At 66.4% G+C, this 20,802-nt stretch carries 26 protein-coding genes; 17 read left to right on the top strand and 9 right to left on the bottom strand.

What is annotated here, in order from left to right; genetic code table 11:
* The first annotated feature begins 102 nt into the window (after window positions 1–102).
* From rplN to rplO, 10 genes are all read left to right on the top strand, one after another.
* Window positions 103–471 (top strand): 50S ribosomal protein L14, encoded by a 369-nt coding sequence (rplN, locus tag ACQY5A_RS21125; RefSeq protein WP_428342255.1) that lies wholly within the window; start codon window positions 103–105, stop codon window positions 469–471.
* Entirely contained in the window at window positions 472–795 is a 324-nt protein-coding gene (gene rplX / locus ACQY5A_RS21120; protein ID WP_428342254.1) for a 50S ribosomal protein L24, read from the top strand.
* Complete coding sequence (gene rplE, locus ACQY5A_RS21115; protein ID WP_428342253.1) at window positions 792–1,355, top strand: 50S ribosomal protein L5; 564 nt, start codon at window positions 792–794, stop codon at window positions 1,353–1,355. The genes rplX and rplE overlap by 4 nt, the downstream gene beginning before the upstream one ends.
* Before the next feature lie 3 nt (window positions 1,356–1,358).
* Window positions 1,359–1,544, top strand: a complete 186-nt coding sequence (locus ACQY5A_RS21110) for a type Z 30S ribosomal protein S14 (RefSeq protein WP_428342252.1) — start codon at window positions 1,359–1,361, stop codon at window positions 1,542–1,544.
* A gap of 92 nt (window positions 1,545–1,636) precedes the next feature.
* On the top strand, window positions 1,637–2,035 hold the full coding sequence (gene rpsH, locus ACQY5A_RS21105; RefSeq protein WP_428342251.1) for a 30S ribosomal protein S8: 399 nt from the start codon (window positions 1,637–1,639) through the stop codon (window positions 2,033–2,035).
* Between the two features lie 12 nt (window positions 2,036–2,047).
* Window positions 2,048–2,587 carry a 50S ribosomal protein L6 gene (gene rplF, locus ACQY5A_RS21100; RefSeq protein WP_428342250.1) on the top strand — a complete coding sequence of 180 codons (540 nt, stop codon included), beginning with the start codon at window positions 2,048–2,050 and terminating at the stop codon, window positions 2,585–2,587.
* A gap of 2 nt (window positions 2,588–2,589) precedes the next feature.
* Window positions 2,590–2,997 carry a 50S ribosomal protein L18 gene (rplR, locus tag ACQY5A_RS21095; RefSeq protein ID WP_428342249.1) on the top strand — a complete coding sequence of 136 codons (408 nt, stop codon included), beginning with the start codon at window positions 2,590–2,592 and terminating at the stop codon, window positions 2,995–2,997.
* 49 nt (window positions 2,998–3,046) lie between these two features.
* Window positions 3,047–3,724, top strand: coding sequence for a 30S ribosomal protein S5 (gene rpsE / locus ACQY5A_RS21090; protein WP_428342248.1), 678 nt, complete (start codon window positions 3,047–3,049; stop codon window positions 3,722–3,724).
* Between the two features lie 2 nt (window positions 3,725–3,726).
* On the top strand, window positions 3,727–3,924 hold the full coding sequence (rpmD, locus tag ACQY5A_RS21085; RefSeq protein WP_428342247.1) for a 50S ribosomal protein L30: 198 nt from the start codon (window positions 3,727–3,729) through the stop codon (window positions 3,922–3,924).
* Window positions 3,921–4,361 (top strand): 50S ribosomal protein L15, encoded by a 441-nt coding sequence (rplO, locus tag ACQY5A_RS21080; protein ID WP_428342246.1) that lies wholly within the window; start codon window positions 3,921–3,923, stop codon window positions 4,359–4,361. The genes rpmD and rplO overlap by 4 nt, the downstream gene beginning before the upstream one ends.
* Before the next feature lie 8 nt (window positions 4,362–4,369).
* Here rplO and ACQY5A_RS21075 read toward each other — a convergent pair whose 3' ends face one another.
* On the bottom strand, window positions 4,370–5,602 hold the full coding sequence (locus ACQY5A_RS21075) for a serine hydrolase domain-containing protein (RefSeq protein ID WP_428342245.1): 1,233 nt from the start codon (window positions 5,600–5,602) through the stop codon (window positions 4,370–4,372).
* 127 nt (window positions 5,603–5,729) lie between these two features.
* On the bottom strand, window positions 5,730–5,996 hold the full coding sequence (locus ACQY5A_RS21070; RefSeq protein ID WP_428342244.1) for a hypothetical protein: 267 nt from the start codon (window positions 5,994–5,996) through the stop codon (window positions 5,730–5,732).
* A gap of 38 nt (window positions 5,997–6,034) precedes the next feature.
* Between ACQY5A_RS21070 and sppA the strand changes: the two genes are divergently transcribed.
* Entirely contained in the window at window positions 6,035–7,816 is a 1,782-nt protein-coding gene (gene sppA / locus ACQY5A_RS21065) for a signal peptide peptidase SppA (protein ID WP_428342243.1), read from the top strand.
* Window positions 7,817–7,828: 12 nt separating this feature from the next.
* Here sppA and ACQY5A_RS21060 read toward each other — a convergent pair whose 3' ends face one another.
* The 5 genes from ACQY5A_RS21060 to ACQY5A_RS21040 all read right to left on the bottom strand — a co-directional run bounded on the left by ACQY5A_RS21060 (window position 7,829) and on the right by ACQY5A_RS21040 (window position 12,371).
* Window positions 7,829–8,743, bottom strand: coding sequence for a class I SAM-dependent methyltransferase (locus ACQY5A_RS21060; RefSeq protein ID WP_428342242.1), 915 nt, complete (start codon window positions 8,741–8,743; stop codon window positions 7,829–7,831).
* Window positions 8,740–9,642 (bottom strand): class I SAM-dependent methyltransferase, encoded by a 903-nt coding sequence (locus tag ACQY5A_RS21055; RefSeq protein ID WP_428342241.1) that lies wholly within the window; start codon window positions 9,640–9,642, stop codon window positions 8,740–8,742. The genes ACQY5A_RS21060 and ACQY5A_RS21055 overlap by 4 nt, the downstream gene beginning before the upstream one ends.
* Before the next feature lie 11 nt (window positions 9,643–9,653).
* On the bottom strand, window positions 9,654–10,592 hold the full coding sequence (locus tag ACQY5A_RS21050; RefSeq protein ID WP_428342240.1) for a class I SAM-dependent methyltransferase: 939 nt from the start codon (window positions 10,590–10,592) through the stop codon (window positions 9,654–9,656).
* Window positions 10,593–10,746: 154 nt separating this feature from the next.
* Window positions 10,747–11,403 carry an L-fuculose-phosphate aldolase gene (locus ACQY5A_RS21045; RefSeq protein ID WP_428342239.1) on the bottom strand — a complete coding sequence of 219 codons (657 nt, stop codon included), beginning with the start codon at window positions 11,401–11,403 and terminating at the stop codon, window positions 10,747–10,749.
* Window positions 11,400–12,371 carry an NAD(P)-dependent oxidoreductase gene (locus tag ACQY5A_RS21040; RefSeq protein WP_428342238.1) on the bottom strand — a complete coding sequence of 324 codons (972 nt, stop codon included), beginning with the start codon at window positions 12,369–12,371 and terminating at the stop codon, window positions 11,400–11,402. The genes ACQY5A_RS21045 and ACQY5A_RS21040 overlap by 4 nt, the downstream gene beginning before the upstream one ends.
* Window positions 12,372–12,401: 30 nt before the next feature.
* Between ACQY5A_RS21040 and ACQY5A_RS21035 the strand changes: the two genes are divergently transcribed.
* Window positions 12,402–13,724 carry a xylulokinase gene (locus ACQY5A_RS21035; protein ID WP_428342237.1) on the top strand — a complete coding sequence of 441 codons (1,323 nt, stop codon included), beginning with the start codon at window positions 12,402–12,404 and terminating at the stop codon, window positions 13,722–13,724.
* Here the strand turns inward: ACQY5A_RS21035 and ACQY5A_RS21030 are convergent.
* Both ACQY5A_RS21030 and ACQY5A_RS21025 read right to left on the bottom strand, forming a co-directional pair.
* Window positions 13,716–14,621, bottom strand: a complete 906-nt coding sequence (locus ACQY5A_RS21030) for a class I SAM-dependent methyltransferase (RefSeq protein WP_428343269.1) — start codon at window positions 14,619–14,621, stop codon at window positions 13,716–13,718. The genes ACQY5A_RS21035 and ACQY5A_RS21030 overlap by 9 nt on opposite strands.
* Window positions 14,622–14,646: 25 nt before the next feature.
* Window positions 14,647–15,561 carry a class I SAM-dependent methyltransferase gene (locus tag ACQY5A_RS21025; protein WP_428342236.1) on the bottom strand — a complete coding sequence of 305 codons (915 nt, stop codon included), beginning with the start codon at window positions 15,559–15,561 and terminating at the stop codon, window positions 14,647–14,649.
* 313 nt (window positions 15,562–15,874) lie between these two features.
* Between ACQY5A_RS21025 and secY the strand changes: the two genes are divergently transcribed.
* From secY to ACQY5A_RS21000, 5 genes are all read left to right on the top strand, one after another.
* Window positions 15,875–17,200: a preprotein translocase subunit SecY gene (gene secY, locus ACQY5A_RS21020; RefSeq protein WP_428342235.1), complete on the top strand. Its 1,326-nt coding sequence runs from the start codon at window positions 15,875–15,877 to the stop codon at window positions 17,198–17,200.
* Window positions 17,197–17,742 carry an adenylate kinase gene (locus ACQY5A_RS21015; RefSeq protein ID WP_428342234.1) on the top strand — a complete coding sequence of 182 codons (546 nt, stop codon included), beginning with the start codon at window positions 17,197–17,199 and terminating at the stop codon, window positions 17,740–17,742. Before secY ends, ACQY5A_RS21015 begins: the two co-directional genes overlap by 4 nt.
* 2 nt (window positions 17,743–17,744) lie before the next feature.
* Window positions 17,745–18,545, top strand: a complete 801-nt coding sequence (gene map / locus ACQY5A_RS21010) for a type I methionyl aminopeptidase (RefSeq protein WP_428342233.1) — start codon at window positions 17,745–17,747, stop codon at window positions 18,543–18,545.
* Window positions 18,546–18,609: 64 nt separating this feature from the next.
* On the top strand, window positions 18,610–19,134 hold the full coding sequence (locus ACQY5A_RS21005) for a sigma-70 family RNA polymerase sigma factor (RefSeq protein ID WP_428342232.1): 525 nt from the start codon (window positions 18,610–18,612) through the stop codon (window positions 19,132–19,134).
* Complete coding sequence (locus tag ACQY5A_RS21000; protein ID WP_428342231.1) at window positions 19,131–20,771, top strand: carotenoid oxygenase family protein; 1,641 nt, start codon at window positions 19,131–19,133, stop codon at window positions 20,769–20,771. Before ACQY5A_RS21005 ends, ACQY5A_RS21000 begins: the two co-directional genes overlap by 4 nt.
* Window positions 20,772–20,802 lie beyond the last annotated feature (31 nt).

Below are 20,802 nucleotides of genomic sequence, written 5' to 3'. Positions count from 1 at the left end.
ACGACAAAGACCATGCACGAAGGTCTGGTGGACCATGCAATTCAGCGTCCTCCGGCCCATCCACGCGTGGGCGTGCATATGTGAACCAGGTCAGGAGATCGAGTGATTCAGCAGGAATCGCGGCTGAAGGTAGCCGACAACACCGGTGCCAAGGAGATCTTGTGCATCCGCGTGCTCGGTGGCTCGGGTAGGCGTTATGCCGGCATCGGGGACGTCATCGTGGCGACCGTCAAGGACGCCATCCCTGGTGGCAACGTCAAGAAGGGTGAGGTCGTCAAGGCCGTCATCGTTCGCACCGTCAAAGAGCGCCGCCGCGCCGACGGCAGCTACATCAGGTTCGACGAGAACGCGGCCGTGATCATCAAGCCCGACAACGACCCGCGTGGAACCCGCATCTTCGGGCCGGTCGGCCGCGAACTGCGGGAGAAGCGCTTCATGAAGATCGTCTCGCTGGCTCCGGAGGTGCTGTAAATGAAGGTGCACAAGGGCGACACCGTCCTCGTCATCTCGGGTAAAGACAAGGGCGCCAAAGGCAAAGTGATCCAGGCGTACCCGACCCGCAACAAGGTGCTCGTGCAGGGCGTCAACCGGATCAAGAAGCACACCGCGGTCTCGACCAACGAGCGCGGCGCCCAGTCCGGCGGCATCGTCACGCAGGAAGCGCCCATCCACGTCTCGAACGTGATGGTGGTCGACTCCGATGGCACGCCCACCCGGATCGGTTACCGGGTCGACGAGGAATCGGGCAAGCGGGTTCGTATCTCGAAGCGTAATGGCAAGGACATCAACGCATGACAACGACCGAGAAGGTTCAGCCCCGGCTCAAGACGCGCTACCGCGAAGAGATCCGCGAGGCGCTGAACAAAGAATTCGCCTACGCCAACGTCATGCAGATCCCGGGTGTGGTGAAGGTCGTGGTCAACATGGGCGTCGGCGACGCCGCCCGCGACGCGAAACTGATCAACGGAGCGGTCTCGGACCTGGCGTTGATCACCGGTCAGCGGCCGGAAATCCGCAAGGCCCGTAAGTCGATCGCGCAATTCAAACTGCGTGAGGGCATGCCGATCGGAGCGCGGGTGACCCTGCGCGGCGACCGGATGTGGGAGTTCCTCGACCGGCTGGTGTCGATCGCGTTGCCGCGTATCCGCGACTTCCGCGGTCTGTCGCCCAAGCAGTTCGACGGCTCCGGCAATTACACCTTCGGGCTCAACGAGCAGTCGGTGTTCCACGAGATCGACGTGGACAACATCGACCGGCCCCGCGGCATGGACATCACCGTCGTCACCTCGGCGACCAACGACGACGAGGGCCGAGCGCTGCTGCGCGGCCTTGGCTTTCCGTTCAAGGAGAAGTGACCGATGGCGAAAAAAGCACTGATCGAAAAGAGCCAGCGCAAGCCGAAGTTCAAGGTTCGCGCGTACACCCGCTGCAACAAGTGCGGCCGCCCGCACGCGGTTTTCCGCAAGTTCGGGCTGTGCAGGATCTGCCTGCGCGAGATGGCACATGCGGGCGAACTGCCCGGCGTGTCGAAGAGCAGCTGGTAACCCCGGCCACAACAACACACCAGACCAACTCAGAGAAAAGGTGCGCAGCAGGCCCCGACTGGGAACCACTGCGAGGAAGGCAACACCGCTCGATGACTATGACCGACCCGATCGCAGACTTCTTGACGCGTCTGCGCAACGCCAATTCGGCGTACCACGACGAGGTGACGCTGCCGCACTCGAAGATCAAGGCGAACATCGCCGAGATCCTCAAGCGCGAGGGCTATATCACCGACTACCACACCGAGGACGCGCGGGTTGGTAAGGCGCTGACCGTTCAGCTCAAGTACGGTCCCAGCCGGGAACGCAGCATCGCCGGCCTGCGCCGGGTGTCCAAGCCCGGTCTGCGGGTGTACGCCAAGTCGACCGGCCTGCCGCGCGTGCTCGGCGGTCTGGGCGTGGCGATCATCTCGACCTCCTCGGGCTTGCTCACTGACCGTCAGGCCGCCAGACAGGGCGTCGGCGGCGAAGTCCTTGCGTACGTGTGGTGAGGGGGAACTGACATGTCGCGTATTGGAAAGCAACCGATTGTGATCCCGTCCGGGGTCGAGGTCTCCATCGATGGCCAGCAGGTCTCGGTGAAGGGACCCAAGGGCACCCTGGATCTACAGGTCGCCGAGCCGATCACTGTGGCGCGCAACGACGATGGCGCCATCGTGGTCACCCGTCCCGACGACGATCGGCACAACCGCTCGTTGCACGGGCTGTCCCGCACCCTGGTGTCCAACCTGGTCACCGGTGTGACAGAGGGCTACACCATCAAGCTGGAGATCTTCGGGGTCGGCTATCGCGTGCAGGCCAAGGGAAGCAACCTCGAGTTCGCCCTGGGCTACAGCCACCCGGTGCTGATCACCGCGCCCGAGGGCGTGACCTTCGCAGTCGAGACACCCACCAAGTTCTCGATCTCGGGCATCGACAAGCAAAAGGTCGGCCAGGTCGCGGCGAACGTCCGCCGTCTTCGTAAGAGCGATCCCTATAAGGGCAAGGGCATCCGCTACGAAGGTGAGCAGATCCGCCGCAAGGTCGGAAAGACAGGTAAGTAGTCATGGCGCAAACACAAGCTGCAGGCACCGCGCAGAAGCCGCATGCGCAGAGCGCGTCCGCCGTTCGCCGCAAGCAGCGGCTGCGTCGTCACGCGCGGCTGCGTAAGAAGATCGCGGGCACCGCGGAGCGTCCGCGCCTGGTGGTGCACCGCTCGTCGCGGCACATCCACGTGCAGTTGGTCGACGACTTGACCGGCACGACCCTGGCCGCCGCCTCCTCCATCGAGGCGGATGTGCGCGGTGTGGACGGCGACAAGAAGGCCCACAGCGTGCGGGTCGGTCAGTTGATCGCAGAGCGGGCCAAGGCGGCCGGTGTCGACGCAGTCGTGTTCGACCGTGGCGGCTACACCTACGGCGGGCGGATCGCCGCTCTGGCCGACGCTGCCCGTGAAGGTGGATTGAAATTCTGATGTTATTCAACGATTTTGGGGAATCAAACCTGAGCGGAAGGACCGCATAATGGCGGAACAACCGGCTGCAACGGCCGGCCCGACGAACGAGGGCCGTGACGACCGTCGCGACTCGCGTGACAACCGGGGTCGCCGGGACGGTGGCGGTGGCCGTGGCGGTCGTGACCGCGACGGCGACAAGAGCAACTACCTGGAGCGCGTCGTCACGATCAACCGCGTCTCCAAGGTGGTCAAGGGTGGCCGGCGCTTCAGCTTCACCGCCCTGGTCATTGTCGGTGACGGCAACGGCATGGTCGGTGTCGGTTACGGCAAGGCCAAAGAGGTTCCGGCCGCGATCGCCAAGGGCGTCGAGGAGGCCCGCAAGGGATTCTTCCGGGTGCCGATGATCGGCGGGACGATCATCCACCCGGTGCAGGGTGAGGCCGCTGCGGGCGTGGTGCTGCTGCGCCCGGCCAGCCCCGGTACCGGTGTGATCGCCGGGGGTGCGGTGCGTGCGGTGCTGGAATGTGCCGGCGTGCGCGACATCCTGTCCAAATCGCTGGGCAGCGACAACGCGATCAACGTCGTGCATGCCACGGTTGCTGCGCTCAAAATGCTGCAGCGTCCCGAAGAGGTCGCCGCGCGACGTGGACTGCCGCTGGAGGATGTGGCTCCGGCCGGCATGCTGCGCGCCCGCCGCGAAAGTGAGGCGCTGGCCGCCAGCGCTGCCCGTGAAGGAAGCGCGTAACGATGGCTCAACTCAAGATCACTCAGACCCGTGGCGTGATCGGCGCTCGCTGGAAGCAGCGGGAAAGCCTTCGCACACTGGGACTTCGGCGGATTCGCCACTCGGTCATCCGTGACGACAACCCGCAGACCCGCGGGTTGATCGCGGCCGTCCATCACCTCATCGAGGTCGAGCCGGTCGAAGGAGGTAGCGCCAAATGACGATCAAACTGCACGACCTGCACCCCGCACCCGGATCCAAGACCAAGCGCACCCGGGTGGGCCGCGGTGAGGGCTCCAAGGGTAAGACCGCCGGTCGAGGAACCAAGGGTACGAAGGCGCGTAAAAATGTGCCGGCCACCTTCGAGGGTGGGCAGATGCCGATTCACATGCGGCTGCCCAAGCTGAAAGGTTTCCGAAACCGGTTCCGGACCGAGTACGAAGTCGTCAACGTCGGCGACCTCAATCGTCTTTTCCCCCAAGGCGGTTCGGTCGGGCTGGACGAGCTGGTAGCCAAGGGAGCGGTTCGCAAGAACAAGCTCGTCAAGGTTCTCGGCGACGGAAAGCTGGACGCCAAGGTAAACGTCACCGCACACAAGTTCAGCGGCAGCGCGCGGGAGAAGATCACCGCGGCCGGCGGTTCGGCGACCGAGCTCTAGACAGCTCGCTACTGCTGCGGCCGTGCGCCGAGCACGTCGCGGAACAAGGCCTGCCGTAAGGCCAGTTCGCGTGGGTCGCTGCACAGGTGAAAACCCATCCGGTTCATCACATAGCTGAATCCGATTCCGGTGTCGGGGTCGGCGAAGCCGAACGAGCCGCCGAGTCCCGGTGTGCCGAACGCCGTGTCGGACGAACCGAACATGCACAACGGCCCCGGCTTTGACAGTCCCAACGAAAAGACGGTGTCAACGCGCAGGACTTTGTCCCGCGATCCGCGGCTCGGTGCGGTCGGCTCGGCCATGAGCTCGTTGACCACGGTCGGCGTCAGGCCCAGCGCGGCATCTCCGGTCGCGGCAGCGCCGTAGAGCTGCGCGACGGCCCCGGCTGTCCCGATCCCGTTGGCCGATGGGATCTCGATTGCGCGGACGTCGTCGCGGTTGTAGTCGCCGGCCCATGGCACAACGCCGCGGGGCAGAGCGGCGGCACGGGCGAGCAGGCCGACCGGATTGAATGACGCGGCCACCAGTGCGGGTGGTATCACGTTGAGGTGCAGTAGGGCTTCCGCGCGCGAGAAGCTGTACACGTGAGCCACCCGTTCGCGGCTCACTTCCTCTGGAAGTCCGATGTGCAGGTCTAGCCCAAGCGGCCCGGCAATCTCGTCGGCGAAAAAGCGGCCCAGCGTGCGGCCGTTCGGGTCGGTGCGACGGATCAGCTCGGATTCGTACCAGCCCAGAGTGATCCCGTGGTACCCGTGCCGGGTCCCTGGTGGCCACGCCGGCTTCTGGGCCGCGAGGATCGGCGAAAGCCGCGCCGGGTCGGTGACATCCTGCACCGTTGGCACTGGTTTCAGCGCGCACAATCCGGCCTGGTGGCCGAGCAGCTGCCGGACGGTCACATCAGCCTTATCGGCCTGGGCGAACTCCGGCCAGTGGTTGACAACCTTGTCGTCGTAGCCGAACAGCCCGCGCGACACTGCCAACGCAACGGCAAGGGCGGCAACACCTTTGGTTGTCGAGAACATGTTGACCATAGTGTCGTGCTGCCACGGCGACTTGGCGATTCCATCGCGGTAACCGCCCCACAGGTCGACCACTTTCACACCATTGTGATAGACGGCAACGGCGGCGCCGACTTCGTGACCGGCGGCGAAGTTGACGCGGAATGCATCGGCGACCTTGCCATAACCCTCGTCGACGTCCCCGCCGATCAGGTCCGGCGATACCGCGACCTTCAGGACCATTTAGTGGTTATACACCTCGAGTCACATCAGCACCGTCAGTTGGGTGGCGCCCTTTTTCGAAAATGTGGTCATGTGCGATATCACCAGGTCAGTGATATCGCCCATGGTCACACATCGACAAAGAAAGTCACGTCGGACAGTGAAGGATGGGGCCGCTGCGACTCAGCTGCGGAATAACTTCTGCCGCAGGGCTTTTGCGCGCCCGCGCCGGTCGTCGTCGACCATCAGGTAGACGCGGCTTTCCGATCGGGAACCGCGCGCGGTCCCTGCCGTGGTCGGCGAACTCCTGCCGCACGTTGCGCACGGCCTCGGTGAAGATCGCCGTGGTCGACGAGCCCGCAGCCAGAAACGCATCGCCGTGCCGGACCGACGTCCAGCCGGCCGTGGCTGCCACCCCATCACGGTACGGCGGGCCATCGGTAGGCTCGTCACATGTTCTCTTTCCTGCCCGATCCGCCGGGTCTCGACGATGTCCGCGCGTTGGCCCGCCGGGTGGATACCGCCCGCCACCACGGTGTTCCCGGCGGCTGCGTACTCGAACTCGACCTGCGGGTGGCACCCCCGGAAACCAGCGGGCTGGATCCGTTGGCGATCGTCACCGGCGGCGGGCGCCCCCTGGTGCTGCGCGAAGCCGTCTCGGCGCTGTACCGGGCCGCCGAGGACCCGCGCGTCGCCGGCCTGATCGCCCGGGTAGAGCTCCCGGCCGCCTCGGCGGGGCCGGTCCAGGAACTGCGCGAGGCCATCGCGGCTTTCACCGCGGTGAAGCGATCGCTGGCCTGGGCCGAGACCTATCCGGGCACGCTGTCGTACTACCTGGCGTCGGCGTTCGGCGAGGTGTGGATGCAGCCGTCCGGAACCGTCGGGCTGATCGGATTCGCGACCAACGCCCTGTTCCTGCGGGACGCGCTGGACAAGGCCGGTATCGAAGCGCAGTTCGTCGCACGAGGCGAATACAAGTCGGCGGCAAATCTTTTCACCCAGGACGGCTATACCGACGCCCACCGGGAGGCCGATACCCGGCTGCTGGAGAGCCTGCGCGGACAGGTCTGGCAGGCGATCGCCGAGTCACGCACGATGAGTCAGGACGCGCTCGACGGTCTGGCCGACCGTGCGCCGCTGCTGCGCGACGTGGCCGTCGAATCGGGGCTGATCGATCGGGTCGGCTTCCGCGACGAGGCGTATGCGCGAATCGCGGAACTCGTTGACGCCGAAGGTTTTTCACCGGCTTCCGGTGACGCTGACGACGATGACGCCCCGCCGCGACTGTTTGTCAGCCGTTACGCACGCGCCACCGGACCGGGTGGACCGTCGATACCGGGTCGCAGACCCAAGTCGACGATCGCCGTGGTGACCGTCGCCGGGCCGATCGTCAGCGGCCGGGGCGGGTCGCGGTTGCCGTTCGGCTCGTCCAACGCCGGCGGCGACACCATTGCCGCGGCGCTGCGGGAAGCGGCGCACGATGATTCGGTGTCGGCGATCGTGTTGCGGGTCGACTCGCCGGGCGGTTCGGTGACCGCGTCGGAAACCATCTGGCGGGAAGTCGTCAAGGCCCGCGAGCGGGGCAAGCCCGTGGTGGCGTCGATGGGTGCGGTCGCGGCCTCCGGCGGTTACTACGTCTCGATGAGTGCTGACGCGATCGTGGCCAACCCTGGGACGATCACCGGGTCGATCGGTGTGGTGACCGGCAAGCTGGTCGCCCGCGATCTCAAGGACCGGTTGGGCGTCGGGTCAGATGCGGTGCGCACCAACGCCAATGCCGATGCGTGGTCGATCAACGCGCCGTTCACCCCCGAGCAGCAGGCGCAGGTCGAGGCCGAGGCAGACCTGTTCTACACCGACTTCGTCGAGCGGGTTGCCCACGGCCGCAACTTGACGGTCGAGGCCGTCGACGCGGTTGCCCGGGGCCGGGTCTGGACCGGCGCCGATGCCCTCGACCACGGCCTGGTGGATGAACTCGGCGGCCTGCGGACCGCGGTACGCAAGGCAAAAGTGCTGGCGGGGCTGGACGAAGACGCCAAGGTTCGCTTGGTCGGCTATCCGGGCTCGTCGGTGTGGGAGCTGCTGCGGCCACGCGCTTCGTCCCAGCCCGCGGCTGCGTCGATTCCGGATGCGTTGGGCGGGTTGATCATTCAGTCGGTGGTGGGCCTGGTCGAGCAGGCCGAGCGGTCGCTGACCGGTGCCAGCGTGCTGTGGGTGGGCCAGTCTCGCTATTAGGCAGTACCGCTTCTAGCCCGCGAGCGTTCCGCTGATGTAGATGATCTCGCCGAGCGGGTCGTCGTTCTCCGGCGTGGGAACCTCGCGCCCGTTGCTGAGGAAGAGATCCGCCCGGGTTGTGTCGGTGACCTCCCACGATTTGCCGCGCAGGTATTCGACCACGTGGCTGCGGTGGCCGACGTAGATCAGCGAGGGCATGTCGATGTCGACGCCCTGTGCGCGCAGCGGAGCGGACATCTCGCGCGCCTTGTCAGCGTCGAAATCGATGATGCCCGGCACGTATTCGGTCGCGACCGTGCTGCCGGGTGCACTCAACGCGGTGATGTTGTCGAAGAGCCGGTCCTGCGCTTCCGGTGGCAGGTAGATCAGCAGGCCCTCGGCCAGCCAGGCCGTCGGTGCGTCGGTGTCCAGGCCGGCGTCTCGTAATGCGGCCGGCCAGTCGCCACGCAGGTCGATCGCGACGGTGCGGCGCGTGGCGGTGGGCTCGGCGCCGAGGTCGGCCAGCGTGCGGGTCTTGAACTCGATCACCTGCGGTTGATCGATCTCGTAGACCATGGTGTCGGCGGGCCAGTCCAACCGGTAGGCGCGGGCGTCCAGACCGGACGCCAGGATCACCACCTGACGCACACCCGAGGCGGCCGAGTTCAGTAGGTATTCGTCGAAGTACTTGGTGCGCAAGCCCATTCCGTCAACGATCGCGGCCATGCGCTCCGGCGACGAGTTCGGGAACAGCGACGCGTCGACATCGCCGTCGATCATCTTGACGAAGAACTCCAGCCCGACGGCCCGGACCAGCGGCTCGGCGAACGGATCGTTGATCAGGGCCCGGGCATCTTTGGTCGCCATCGCGCGGCCCGCGGCGACCATGGTCGCGGTGGCGCCCACGCTGGAAGCCAGATCCCAGCTGTCGTCGTCGGTGCGTGTCATATCAGCGTCGCGTCGACGTAGCTGAACTCTCCAAACACCGCCATGGCCGATTCCTCGGGGAATTCAAAGCCGTTGCGGGCGTAAAGCTCTCTGGCCGGATGTGCGTTCACCTGCCAACCATGCTCGGTCAGATAATCGGCGACGACGGCGCGATCGCCGACGTAGAACAGGTCGGCCGCGTTGAGGTCGAAACCGAAGCTGCGCCAGCGGTCGCTGATCTTTTGCAAGCGTTCGCCAGTGAAGGCATTCGGGTCAGCGACGTGCTCGGTGGCAAGCCGGCTGCCCGCTGCGCTGAGCGCGGTGATGTTGTCGAACAATCGATCCTGGGCATCGGCCGGCAGGTAGGGCAGCAGTCCCTCGGCGCTCCACGCGGTCGGCTGGCGGGCGTCGAAACCCGCGGCGCGCAGTGCGGCCGGCCAGTCTTCACGCAGATCGATGGCGACGGTCCGCAGTTCGGCGGTCGGTGCGGCACCGATGTCGGCCAATGTGCGAGTTTTGAATTCGATGACCTGAGGCTGATCGATCTCGTAGACGACCACCCCGTCACCCCACGGCAACCGGTATCCCCGGGTGTCGAGGCCCGAGGCCAGGATCACTGCCTGCCGGACGCCGGATTCGGCCGCGCCGGTGAAGAAGTCGTCGAAAAATCTGGTGCGTACCGTCATTTGCTCGGTCCGGGTTTTGCGATTCAGCAGCGGGTCCGACTCCATGCTGACGTCCCCGTCGAGAATGCGGACAAACGGCGCCAGTCCCACCGCGCGCACCAGCGGCTCGGCGTAGGGGTCGTCGAGCAGCGGCTCGGGGCCGCGCGAGGCCATCGCGCGCGAAGTCGCCACCATGGTCGCCGTGGCGCCCACGCTGGAGGCCAGATCCCAGCTGTCGTCTTCGGTACGCGCCATCTAGTGGGCTCCTATTTCTTGTCGGTCAGCGTGCCGCTGACATACAGACGGTCGGCGAACGGCAGGTCGTCTTCGTCGATCGGCGGAAGCCCGTTGGCAGCGAACATCTCTCGGATCGTGCTGCCGCCCATTTCCCAGCCGTGATCGGTGAGATAGACGGCCGCCTCGTTGCGGTCGCCGAAGTAGACCAACTCGGTCATGTCGAGGTCGAGTCCGTGCTTTTTCCAGCGCTGCGAGACGGTCCGCATCCGGTCTTTGATTCGCTCCTCGTGCCCCGGTGCGCGGGCCGGTCCGCTTTCGGTGGCGATCCTGCTGCCCGGTGAGCTGAGCTCGGTGATGGTGTCCAGCAACCGGTCCTGCGCATCGGGAGGCAGATAGCCCAGCAAGCCCTCGGCGCTCCACGCGCTGGGCTGGCCGGGGTCGAAGCCCGCGGCCTTCAGCGCGGCCGGCCAGTCGTCGCGCAGATCGACGGCGACCGCGCGGCGGTGTGCGGTGGGCTGGGCGCCCAACTCGGCCAGGGTGCGGGACTTGAAATCGATCACCTTCTGCTGATCGATTTCGTAGACGGTGGTGCCGTCGGGCCAGGGCAACCGGTAGGCCCGCGCGTCCAGCCCGGACGCCAGGATCACCGCCTGCTTGATACCCGAATTGGTCGCATCGACGAAGAACTCATCGAAGAATTTCGTGCGGACCGCCATGTTGTCGGTCATCCGCTGCACGCCACCCGGCGCACCATCGCTGTCGTCCTCGAGGTCGGCGGGGGACAGCTCGCCGCTGGCCAGCTTGGTGAACAGCCCGAGCCCCACCGCGCGAACCAGCGGCTCGGCGTACGGGTCGTTGATCAGTGGGTGGTCGGCCTTGCTGGCCATCGCGCGGGCCGACGCGACCATCGTGGCGGTGGCGCCGACGCTCGATGCGAGGTCCCAGGTGTCGTCGTCTGTGCGTGCCATAGCCACCCCTTCGCCGTGGTCAACCAGGTTATTACTTAGCCAATATAACGAGGCTACCACCGGGGTCTAGACAGGCACCGTTGAGCTCGAACGTGAACGCCGCGACGCAATTACGGCGTGTTGCGTCGCCTGGTTCACGGCCGTGCTCGCGCGACTACAGCGGGTTGGCGCGCAGGTACCTGTAGACGCCGGCGAAATTGGTGTTGATGTCTTCGGGGATCGGAACGGACCCACCGAGAGCTCCTGCGCCCCAAACGATCTGGGCGGTCCGTTCCACCAGCGCGGTAACGTGCAGGACCTTGTCCGGCCGGGGGCCGACCGCCACCAGGCCGTGGTTGGCGATCAGCGCGGCAGCGCGGCCTTCCAGCGCTTTCACCGCGTTGCTGCCCAGCTCGGGTGTGCCCGATGCGGCGTAGTCGCTGCAGCGGATGTCGCCGCCGCAGTAGACCGCGAACTCGTCGATACAGGCCGGGATCGGCTGGTGGGCGATCGCGAACATGGTGGCCCACACCGGGTGACTGTGGATGACGCTGGCGATGTCGTCGAACGCCTGGTAGCAGGCCAGGTGCAGCTTCATCTCCGTCGAGGGCGATCGGCCGTCGGCGGCGTGCACCACCGCGCCGTCCGGGTCGACCACCACCAGGTCGCCCAGTGTCATGTCGGCGTAGTCGACCGAGGACGGGGTGATCACCAGGTTGCCGTCTTCGCGGCGGGCCGAGATGTTGCCGGCGGTGCCCTCGACCAGCCCGCGGCGCAGCATGTCCTTGGCCGCCGCCAGGACCGCGTTCTCGGTGTCGGCTACGAACGTCACGGTCCTAGCACCTCCGGATTGACGATGTGGGCAGGCGTCCCGCCGGACAACAGCGCCTCCAGGTCGTCGGCCACCATCTGCGCCTGCCGGGCCTCAGTGTTCCACGTCGCGCCGCCGATATGCGGCGTGAGCACCACATTGGGCATCGCGATCAGCGGGTGGTCGGTCGGCAGCCATTCCCCGACGAAGTGGTCCAGCCCGGCGGCGGCGACCTTGCCGCTGCGCAGCGCGTCGACCAGTGCGTCGGTGTCGTGGAGCTGGGCCCGGGCGCTGTTGAGGAAGACGACGTCGTCGCGCATGGCCGCGAACTGTTCGGCGCCGATCATCCCGGCGGTGTCGGCGGTCACCGGCGCATGCAGGGAGACGATGTCGGACTCGGCCAGCAGCTCGTCGAGGCTGTGCTGGGCCTCGTCGTTGTACGGGTCGTAGGCGATGACCCGCATGCCGAGCCCGCTCACTCGCCACCGGATCGCGTGTCCGACAGCGCCGAGGCCGATCAGCCCGATCGTCCGCCCGGCCAGCTCCCAGGCGCGGAAGCGCTGATACGGGATGGTTCCGTCGCGGAACACTTCTCCGGCGCGGACGTCTGCATCGGCGCCAAGCACCTGCCGGGTGGCGGCGAACAGCAGCGCCAGCGTCATCTCGGCGACCGCGTCGGCGTTGCGGCCCGGGGTGTTCAGCACCGGGATACCGGCCGCGGTCGCGCCCGCGACGTCGACGTTGTTGGGATCGCCGCGGGTGGACGCGATCGCTCGCAGGCCCAGATCGAGAACCGGTCCGCTGACCGAATCGCTTTCCACCACAACGATATCCGCGCCCACTGCGGAGATTCGCTCGGCCAGCTGTTCGGCGCTGTAGATCCGCAACGGGCTTTGGTCGATCCACGGGTCGTAGACCATGTCGGCTAACCGGCGCAGTTTCTCGAATCCGTCGCCACGCAGCGGTGCCGTCACCAAAGCACGGGTCATGGTTGCCCATGCTGGCGTACGGTGACCCGCGTGTCACGCAAAGCGGTCACAATCGGCATCGACATCGGCAGCACCGCGGTCAAAGCGGTGGCGGCCGACGAGGACGGCCGGGTGGTCGCGCGGACGCGCATTCCGCACGAGCTGCGGGTGCCGGCGCCGGATCGCTTGGAGCACAACGCCGACGAGGCGTGGCGGCTGGGCCCGTTGACGGCGCTCGAGCAGTTGGCCCGACCCGATGCGCTGGCGGTCGCGGTGACGGCGATGGTCCCGTCGCTGACCGCCGTCGACGCCGCCGGCCGGCCAATCACACCAGGGCTGCTGTACGGCGACAGCCGCGGTCGGGTGGCTGATGCTGATACCGACGGGCCGTTCCCGGTGGGCGAGGCCGCCGAGTTCCTGCGCTGGACTGCCGCGCACGCACCGGATGCGGCGGGGTACTGGCCGGCCCCTGCGGTGGCCAACCATGCGCTGGCCGGCACCGCGGTGGTCGACGTTCCCACCGCGTTCACGGCATCGCCGTTGTTCGACGGCGTCGGCTGGGATGCGGCAGCCTGCGCGGATCGTGGCGCGACGGGTGATCAGATGCCGCAGGTGGCGGCGCCGGGCGCGGCCGCCGGCCAGGTGGGCAGCGCGGTGCTGGCGGTCGGGGCGATCGACGCGGTGTGTGAGCAGATGGTCTCCGGCGCCGATCAGGACGGCGACGTGCTCGTGCTGTGCGGCACCACGTTGATCGTGTGGGTGACCATTCCCGAGGCCCGGCAGGTGCCGGGTTTGTGGACGATTCCGACCATGACCGGAAAGAGCCAGATCGGCGGGGCGAGCAACGCCGGCGGCCTGTTCCTCGGCTGGGTCGATCGGGTGCTGAGGCCGGGCGACCCCGCCGCGGCCGACCCGCGACGGGTGCCGGTGTGGTCGCCCTATCTGCGCGGCGAGCGCACACCGTTGCACGACCCCGACCGGCGCGGCGTGCTCGACGGCGTGGATCTCAGCCACGATGCGGCCGCGTTGCGACGGGCCGCATACGAGGCGTCGGGATTCGTTGTGCGCCAACTGATCGACCTCAGCGGGGCGGACGTGTCGCGGATTGTGGTCGCCGGTGGCGGCACCCGCGTGCAGCCGTGGATGCAGGCCATCGCCGATGCCACCGGCCGACGGCTGCACCTGTCCGGGGTGGCCGAGGGCGCGGCGCTGGGCGCGGCTTTCCTGGGCCGGATGGCAGTTGGCCGGGAATCGGCGTTCACCGATGCCGCCCGCTGGGCCGCCACCGAGCGCATGCTTGAGCCCAGCCCAGCGTGGCTGCAGCCGGTGCAGGAGCGCTATCACCGGTTCCTCGAGCTGGCGTCGCTACGGTAGCTCGGCCGAGACGTAGCGGATGTCGCCCAAACCCTCCAGCGAGTTGGCGTCCGGAAACTCGAAACCGTTGGCGGCGTACAACTCTGGCGTGGTGTGCACAGCTGTTTGCCAACCGCGCTCGGTCAGGTACTGCACGGCGTCGTTACGCTCGCCGTCGTACACCAGCTCGGACCAGTTCAGGTTGAGCCCGAGCCGGCGCCAGCGCTCGCTGATCTGCTTGCCGCGCTTGGCGATTCGATCGTGCATGTCCGGTACGTATCCGGTGCCGATTCGGCTGCCGCTGAAGCTGACCGTGGTGATGGTGTCGAACAGCCGGTCCTGCGCGTCCGGGGGCAGGTAGCCCAGCAGCCCTTCGGCGATCCACGCCGTCGGCCGCTCGGAGTTGAACCCGTTGTCGCGCAACGCGCCCACCCAGTCGTCACGCAGGTCGACGGCCACCGTTTTGCGGTCCGCGGTTGGGTTCGCACCGAGGTCGGCCAGGGTGCGGGTCTTGAATTCGATGACCTGCGGCTGGTCGACCTCGTAGACGGTGGTGCCCGCCGGCCATGGCAGCCGGTAGGCGCGGGTGTCGAGTCCGGCGGCCAGAATGACCGCTTGGCGCACGCCCGCGGCGGCGGCCTCGGTGAAGAAGGTGTCGAAGAATCGCGTCCGGACCGCCATACCCTCGGCCAGCCGCCGCGGCGTGAAGGCAGGATCCTCGTCGGCCAGCTCGATCTCGCCGTTCATCATCTTGATGAAGGCCTCGACGCCGACCGCGTTGACCAACGGCTCGGCGAACGGATCGTCGATCAGCGGGTCAGGTCCTCTGGATGCCATTGCGCGCCGAGCGGCCACCGCCGTGGCGGTGGCGCCCACGCTGGACGCCAGATCCCAGCTGTCCCCGTCGTGTCGTCCAATGTCGCTTGCGGTCATCCGGAGCCTCCTATCGGCGGGTTGCGATGACGGACACGATGTTCCGGAATGCCGCGAGCTTGTCGTCGTGCTCCGGGTAGACGCGGCCGTATTCGCCGAACAGGTCCCGGCGGTTGCGGGCGAACACGTCCCAGCCGCGTTCGTTGAGATAGTCGGCGACATTGTTGCGGTCGCCCTCGTAGAACAAGCCGGACAAGTCGACGTCGCAGCCGATGTTCGCCCACCGGTCACTCATCGCCTTGCCGCGCTCGGCCATCGTCGAACCGTTGTCGGGGTGGTACTCGGTGGCGATCCGGCTGCCCGGCGCGCTGAGCGCGGTGATGTGGTCGAAAAGTCGGTCCTGGGCTTCTGGCGGCAGATACATCAACAGCCCCTCGGCGCTCCACGCCGACGGTTTGGTGTCGTCGAAACCGCTCATCCGCAATGCGGCCGGCCAGTCCTCGCGCAGATCGATGCTGACCGTTCGGCGCTGCGCCGTCGGCTCGGCACCCAACGACGCCATGGTCTCGGTCTTGAATGCGACGACCTGGGGTTGGTCGACCTCGTAGACGATGCTGCCGGCCGGCCAGGTCAGCCGGTAGGCCCGCGAGTCCAGGCCGGCGGCCAGGATCACCGACTGTTCGATGCCTGCCGCGGCCGCATCCGTGAAGAACTCGTCGAAGAACCGCGTCCGGACCGCCAGTGAGTCGGTTTCGGTCTGCAGTTCAGCCGTGCCATCGACACCGGCGTCACCGGGTTCGATGGCCCCGTCGACCACGCGGGTGAAGAAGTCGATGCCCACCGCCCGGACCAGCGGGCCGGCGAACGGATCATTGATGATGGGGTCGGTGTCCTCGGTGGCCAGCGCCCGGGCCGCCGCGACCATCGTCGCGGTGGCGCCCACACTGGAGGCAAGATCCCAACTGTCGGTATCGCTGCGCGTCATGATCACCCTTCTGTGTCCACACTCAGCTGTAGCCTTTTGATATTTAGCCAAGGTAAAGAGCCAGTGAAACCTTACGCCTTTTTGCTGTGTGCGCGCTGCGAGCACGGGCGTCGGCGGACAGCCGCCGCATACCACCTACTTGCGGGCGGGCGAGTCATGCGCTGTTAGTCTCGTAGACTGTCTGACGCGCGCCCGGACACGTTCTGCCTGCATGTGCTCGGCGCGCGACGCAAGACCATGCAGGACAGGTCAGTGCTGGATACGCCAGCCAATAGGCATGCCGCGACCAGAACTCGGCTGCGCAGGAGGAAGAGTGCTTTCGGCTTTCATCTCATCGCTGCGAACAGCCGACCTCAGACGCAAAATTTTGGTCACGCTGGGCATCGTGGTGCTGTACCGGCTGGGCGCGACGGTGCCGTCTCCCGGCGTCAACTATCCCAACGTGCAAAAGTGTCTCGCGCAGATCAGCGGCGGAGACTCCGCGCAGATCTACTCTCTGATCAACTTGTTCTCCGGTGGGGCGCTCCTGCAGTTGACCGTGTTCGCGGTCGGCGTGATGCCCTACATCACCGCGAGCATCATCGTGCAGCTGCTCACCGTGGTCATCCCTCGCTTCGAGGAACTGCGTAAAGAAGGCCAGTCCGGCCAGGCCAAGATGACCCAGTACACGCGCTACCTGGCGATCGCGCTCGCCGTGCTGCAGGCCACCAGCATCGTGGCGCTGGCCGCGAACGGCGGGCTGTTGCAGGGCTGCAGCCTGGAGATCATCGCCAACCAGAGCATCTTCACCCTGATCGTCATCGTGCTGGTGATGACGGCCGGCGCGGCGCTGGTGATGTGGATGGGCGAGCTGGTTACCGAGCGCGGCATCGGCAACGGCATGTCGTTGCTGATCTTCGCCGGTATCGCCGCCCGAATACCCGGCGAAGGCAAGAGCATCCTGGACAGCCGCGGCGGCGTCGTGCTGGCCACCGTCTGTGTGGCCGCGCTGATCATCGTCGTCGGCGTGGTGTTCGTCGAGCAGGGCCAGCGCCGTATTCCGGTGCAGTACGCCAAGCGCATGGTGGGCCGGCGGATGTACGGGGGCACGTCGACGTACCTGCCGCTGAAGGTCAACCAGGCCGGTGTTATCCCGGTGATTTTCGCGTCGTCGCTGATCTACATTCCGCACCTGATCACTCAGCTGATCCGTAGCGGCAGCGGCGGACTCGGCAACAGCTGGTGGGACAAGTTCGTCAGCAATTACTTGTCGAACCCGGGTAGCCCGGTCTACATCGGCGTCTACTTCAGCCTGATCATCTTCTTCACGTACTTCTACGTCTCGATCACGTTCAACCCTGACGAGCGTGCCGACGAGATGAAGAAGTTCGGTGGGTTCATTCCCGGTATCCGCCCGGGCAAGCCGACCGCCGATTACCTGCGCTACGTGTTGAGCCGGATCACTTTGCCTGGTTCGATCTATCTAGGTGTCATCGCGGTGCTGCCGAACCTGTTCCTTCAGATCGGTAACAGCGGGTCGGTCCAGAACCTGCCGTTCGGTGGTACTGCGGTGCTGATCGCCATCGGTGTCGCGCTGGATACGGTGAAGCAGATCGAAAGTCAGCTCATGCAACGCAACTACGAAGGGTTCCTCAAGTGAGAGTCGTGTTGCTCGGGCCGCCCGGAGCCGGTAAGGGCACGCAAGCCGTCAAGCTGGCCGAGAAGCTCGAGTTGCCGCATCTGTCCACCGGGGACCTGTTCCGCGAAAACATCCGCAACGGCACCGAATTAGGGCTCAAAGCCAAGAGTTACCTGGACGCCGGAGATCTGGTGCCGTCCGAACTGACCAACGAACTCGTCGACGACCGGCTGAGCAACCCCGACGCCGACGCCGGCTTCATCCTGGACGGCTACCCGCGTTCGGTGGCGCAGGCCAAGGCGCTGCACGACATGCTCGAACGCCGCGGGATCCAACTCGACACGGTGTTGGAGCTCCGGGTGCCCGAAGACGCGTTGTTCGAGCGGCTCAAGTCGCGCGGACGCGCCGATGACACCGACGAGGTCATCCGCAACCGGATGAACGTCTACCGCGACGAGACCGCGCCGCTGATCGAGTACTACAGCCACGAGCTGAAGACCGTGGAGGCCGTCGGCACGGTCGACGAGGTATTCGCTCGCGCGCTCCAAGCTCTCGGGCGTTAACGGTGATCGGCCTGGCCGGCCTGCGCAGTCGCAAGGTGGTGCCGCAACGCAGCGCCGCTGAACTCGACGCGATGGCCGCAGCCGGCGCCGTGGTCGCTGCGGCGTTGTCGGCGGCGCGTGAAGCCGCGGTTCCCGGAGCGACGACGCGCGACCTCGACCAGATCGCCGAGTCGGTGATTCGCGACGCCGGGGCCATACCGTCGTTTCTCGGCTATCACGGCTACCCGGCTTCGATCTGCTCATCGGTCAACGATCGCGTCGTGCACGGCATCCCCTCGGCTGCCGACGAACTCGCCGCCGGTGATCTGGTTTCCGTCGACTGCGGCGCAATTCTGGACGGCTGGCACGGCGACGCCGCGATCACCTTCGGTGTCGGCGCCCTCATCCCAGCCGACGAACTTCTCTCGCAGGCCACCAAGGAATCCATGGAAGCCGGGATCGCCGCGATGATCCCCGGTAACCGCCTGACCGACGTCTCGCACGCCATCGAAACCGCCACACACGTGGCCGCGGCCCGCTGCGGACGGCAATTCGGCATCGTCGAGGGCTATGGCGGGCACGGAATCGGCAGGCAGATGCACATGGACCCGTTTCTGCCCAACGAAGGCGCCCCCGGACGCGGGCCGCTGCTGGCCGTCGGATCGGTGCTGGCGATCGAGCCGATGCTGACCCTGGGAACGCGCAGGACCGTGATCCTCGACGATGAGTGGACCGTCACCACCACCGACGGCTCGCGCGCCGCACATTGGGAGCACACCGTGGCTGCCACCGAACACGGGCCCCGCATTCTGACCCTCGGCTGACGTCGTCTCGGGCGGAGGTGAACCAAACGGGCACCCACACCGTGTCATCACCGAGAGGCTGGTGATGGACACACCGGACACCGGCGGTGATGCCAACGCTTTGGAGCGGCTGTGCGATCAGCATGCCGCTGCTTTGTGGCGCTACGCCTGGCGGTTGACCGGTGATCATGCCCATGCCGAGGATGTCGTGCAAGAAACTTTGCTGCGGGCGTGGCAGCACCCGCACGTCCTGCGCAACGGTCAGTCCCCGCGTGCGTGGCTTTTCACGGTTGCCAGAAACATGGTCATCGACGACCGGCGCAGCGCGACATTCCGCCACGAGGTCATCCCGTCGGACCGCCAAGGCCTGCCAGAACAGGCAGGCCCCGACGAGGCGAGTGGGGCGCTGAACCGGGCACTGATCGGCGACGCGCTGGCACAGCTGTCCGAAGATCATCGGAAGGTGGTGAGCCGGTCCTACTACCACGGCTGGACCACGGCGCAGATCGCCGCCGATCTCGGCATCGCCGAGGGCACAGTGAAGTCGAGGTTGCACTATGCGCTGCAAGGACTTCGCCAGGCACTGGTGGAGATGGGTGTGACGCAATGACGGACGACAGGAACGGGAGCATGCCGCCGGGAGCCCACGAGTACGAGACGTGGGACGCCGCGTACGTGCTGGGCGCACTTTCAGACCGCGACCGTGCTGAATACGAACAGCACTTGGCCGGTTGCGCGTCGTGTCGGGAGGCGGTCGCCGAGCTGGCCGTCGTCGCGCCGCTGCTCTCGTTGGCCGGCGACGACGCATCGGTGCCGCCGTGCCCCGACCTGCTGCCGTCGCTGATGGCGAAGGCCGACCAGCGACTGGCCGCAGCGTCGGACAGCGTGCAGCTGTTGGCCGCGCCGACCGTGGAAGCGGAGACGGTCTTCCCGGTCTTTCGCAACGGAAACTACGCACCGGTGTACGACGAGCTGACCGAATTCGATCTGGCGGTCGAGGGAAGTATTCCAGCCGAATTGAACGGCTGGTACCTGCGTAATGGCCCCAATCCCCGTTCGGGAGAAGGTCATTGGTGTGTCGGCGACGGCATGGTCCACGGCGTCCGATTGGAGAACGGTCGAGCCGCCTGGTACCGCAATCGCTGGGTGCGTACCGAGAGCTTTGACGACCCCTTCCCGCCGTACAACGATGACGGCAGCCGAAATCTGCACTCCAGCATCGCCAACACCCACGTCGTCCGGCATGCCGGAAAGACCTTGGCCTTGATGGAGTTCTCGCTGCCCTACGAGATCAGCAACGACCTGAAGACCTTGGGCGTCTACGACTTCGGCGGCACGCTGACGGACTCGATGACGGCACATCCGAAGATCTGCCCCAGCACCGGTGAACTGCATTTCTTCGGGTGCGGCAACATCTTTGAACCTCATGTCAACTATCACCGTGCCGATGCCGACGGTCGGCTGACTGTCAGCCGGCCCATCGAGGTGCCCGCGCTGACGTTGATGCACGACTTCGCGTTGACTGCGCAATACGTTGTCTTCCTGGATCTTCCGCTGTTGTTCAACCTGGGAATCGCGCTCACGCGTCCCTATCAGCGGGACTTGCCGTACCGCTGGGACGACCGGTACCAGGCCCGGCTCGGCGTGCTGCGCCGCGACGACCCCTACGGTCAGTTGCGTTGGTTCAACATCGATCCGTGCTTCGTCTTCCACATCGCCAACGCCTACGACAACGCGTCAGCCGGCGGGAACGACATCGTTCTCGAGGTGCTCCGGTACGACGAAATGTGGCGCCGAAACAGTGACTTCGGCAGCGACGCGGCCCTGTGGCGCTGGACGATCGACCTGGACACCGGACTGGTCGAGGAGCGTCAGCTCGACGACCGCGGCGTGGAATTCCCGCGCGTCGACGATCGGCTGGCCGGCGCCGCCGCGCGCTACTCCGTTGCGGTCGGCAGCGGGGCGCTGGTCCGCTACGACCTGCAGGGCGACACCGCAATCGAGCATCGGTTCGGTCGGGGTCGGCCTGGATCGGCGGGGGCGCCCAGTGAGGCGGTGTTCGCACCCGCGGCCGGGCGGCCCGACGAACTCTCCGGTTGGTACCTGACGTACGTCTACGACGCCGACACCGACAGCAGTGACCTGGTGATCATCGACGCCTCGGACTTCGCGGCCGAACCCGTGGCCCGGATCCGGATGCCACGCCGCGTGCCACACGGCTTCCACGGCAACTGGATCCCGGACTGAGCGCGATGATGATGATGCTGTATTCCCCGGA

Origin of the sequence: Mycobacterium sp., assembly GCF_965277065.1 — a bacterium.
Taxonomy (GTDB): domain Bacteria; phylum Actinomycetota; class Actinomycetes; order Mycobacteriales; family Mycobacteriaceae; genus Mycobacterium.
Note: the sequence above shows the minus strand (reverse complement) of the source record. Positions and strands in the feature narration are given on the sequence as shown.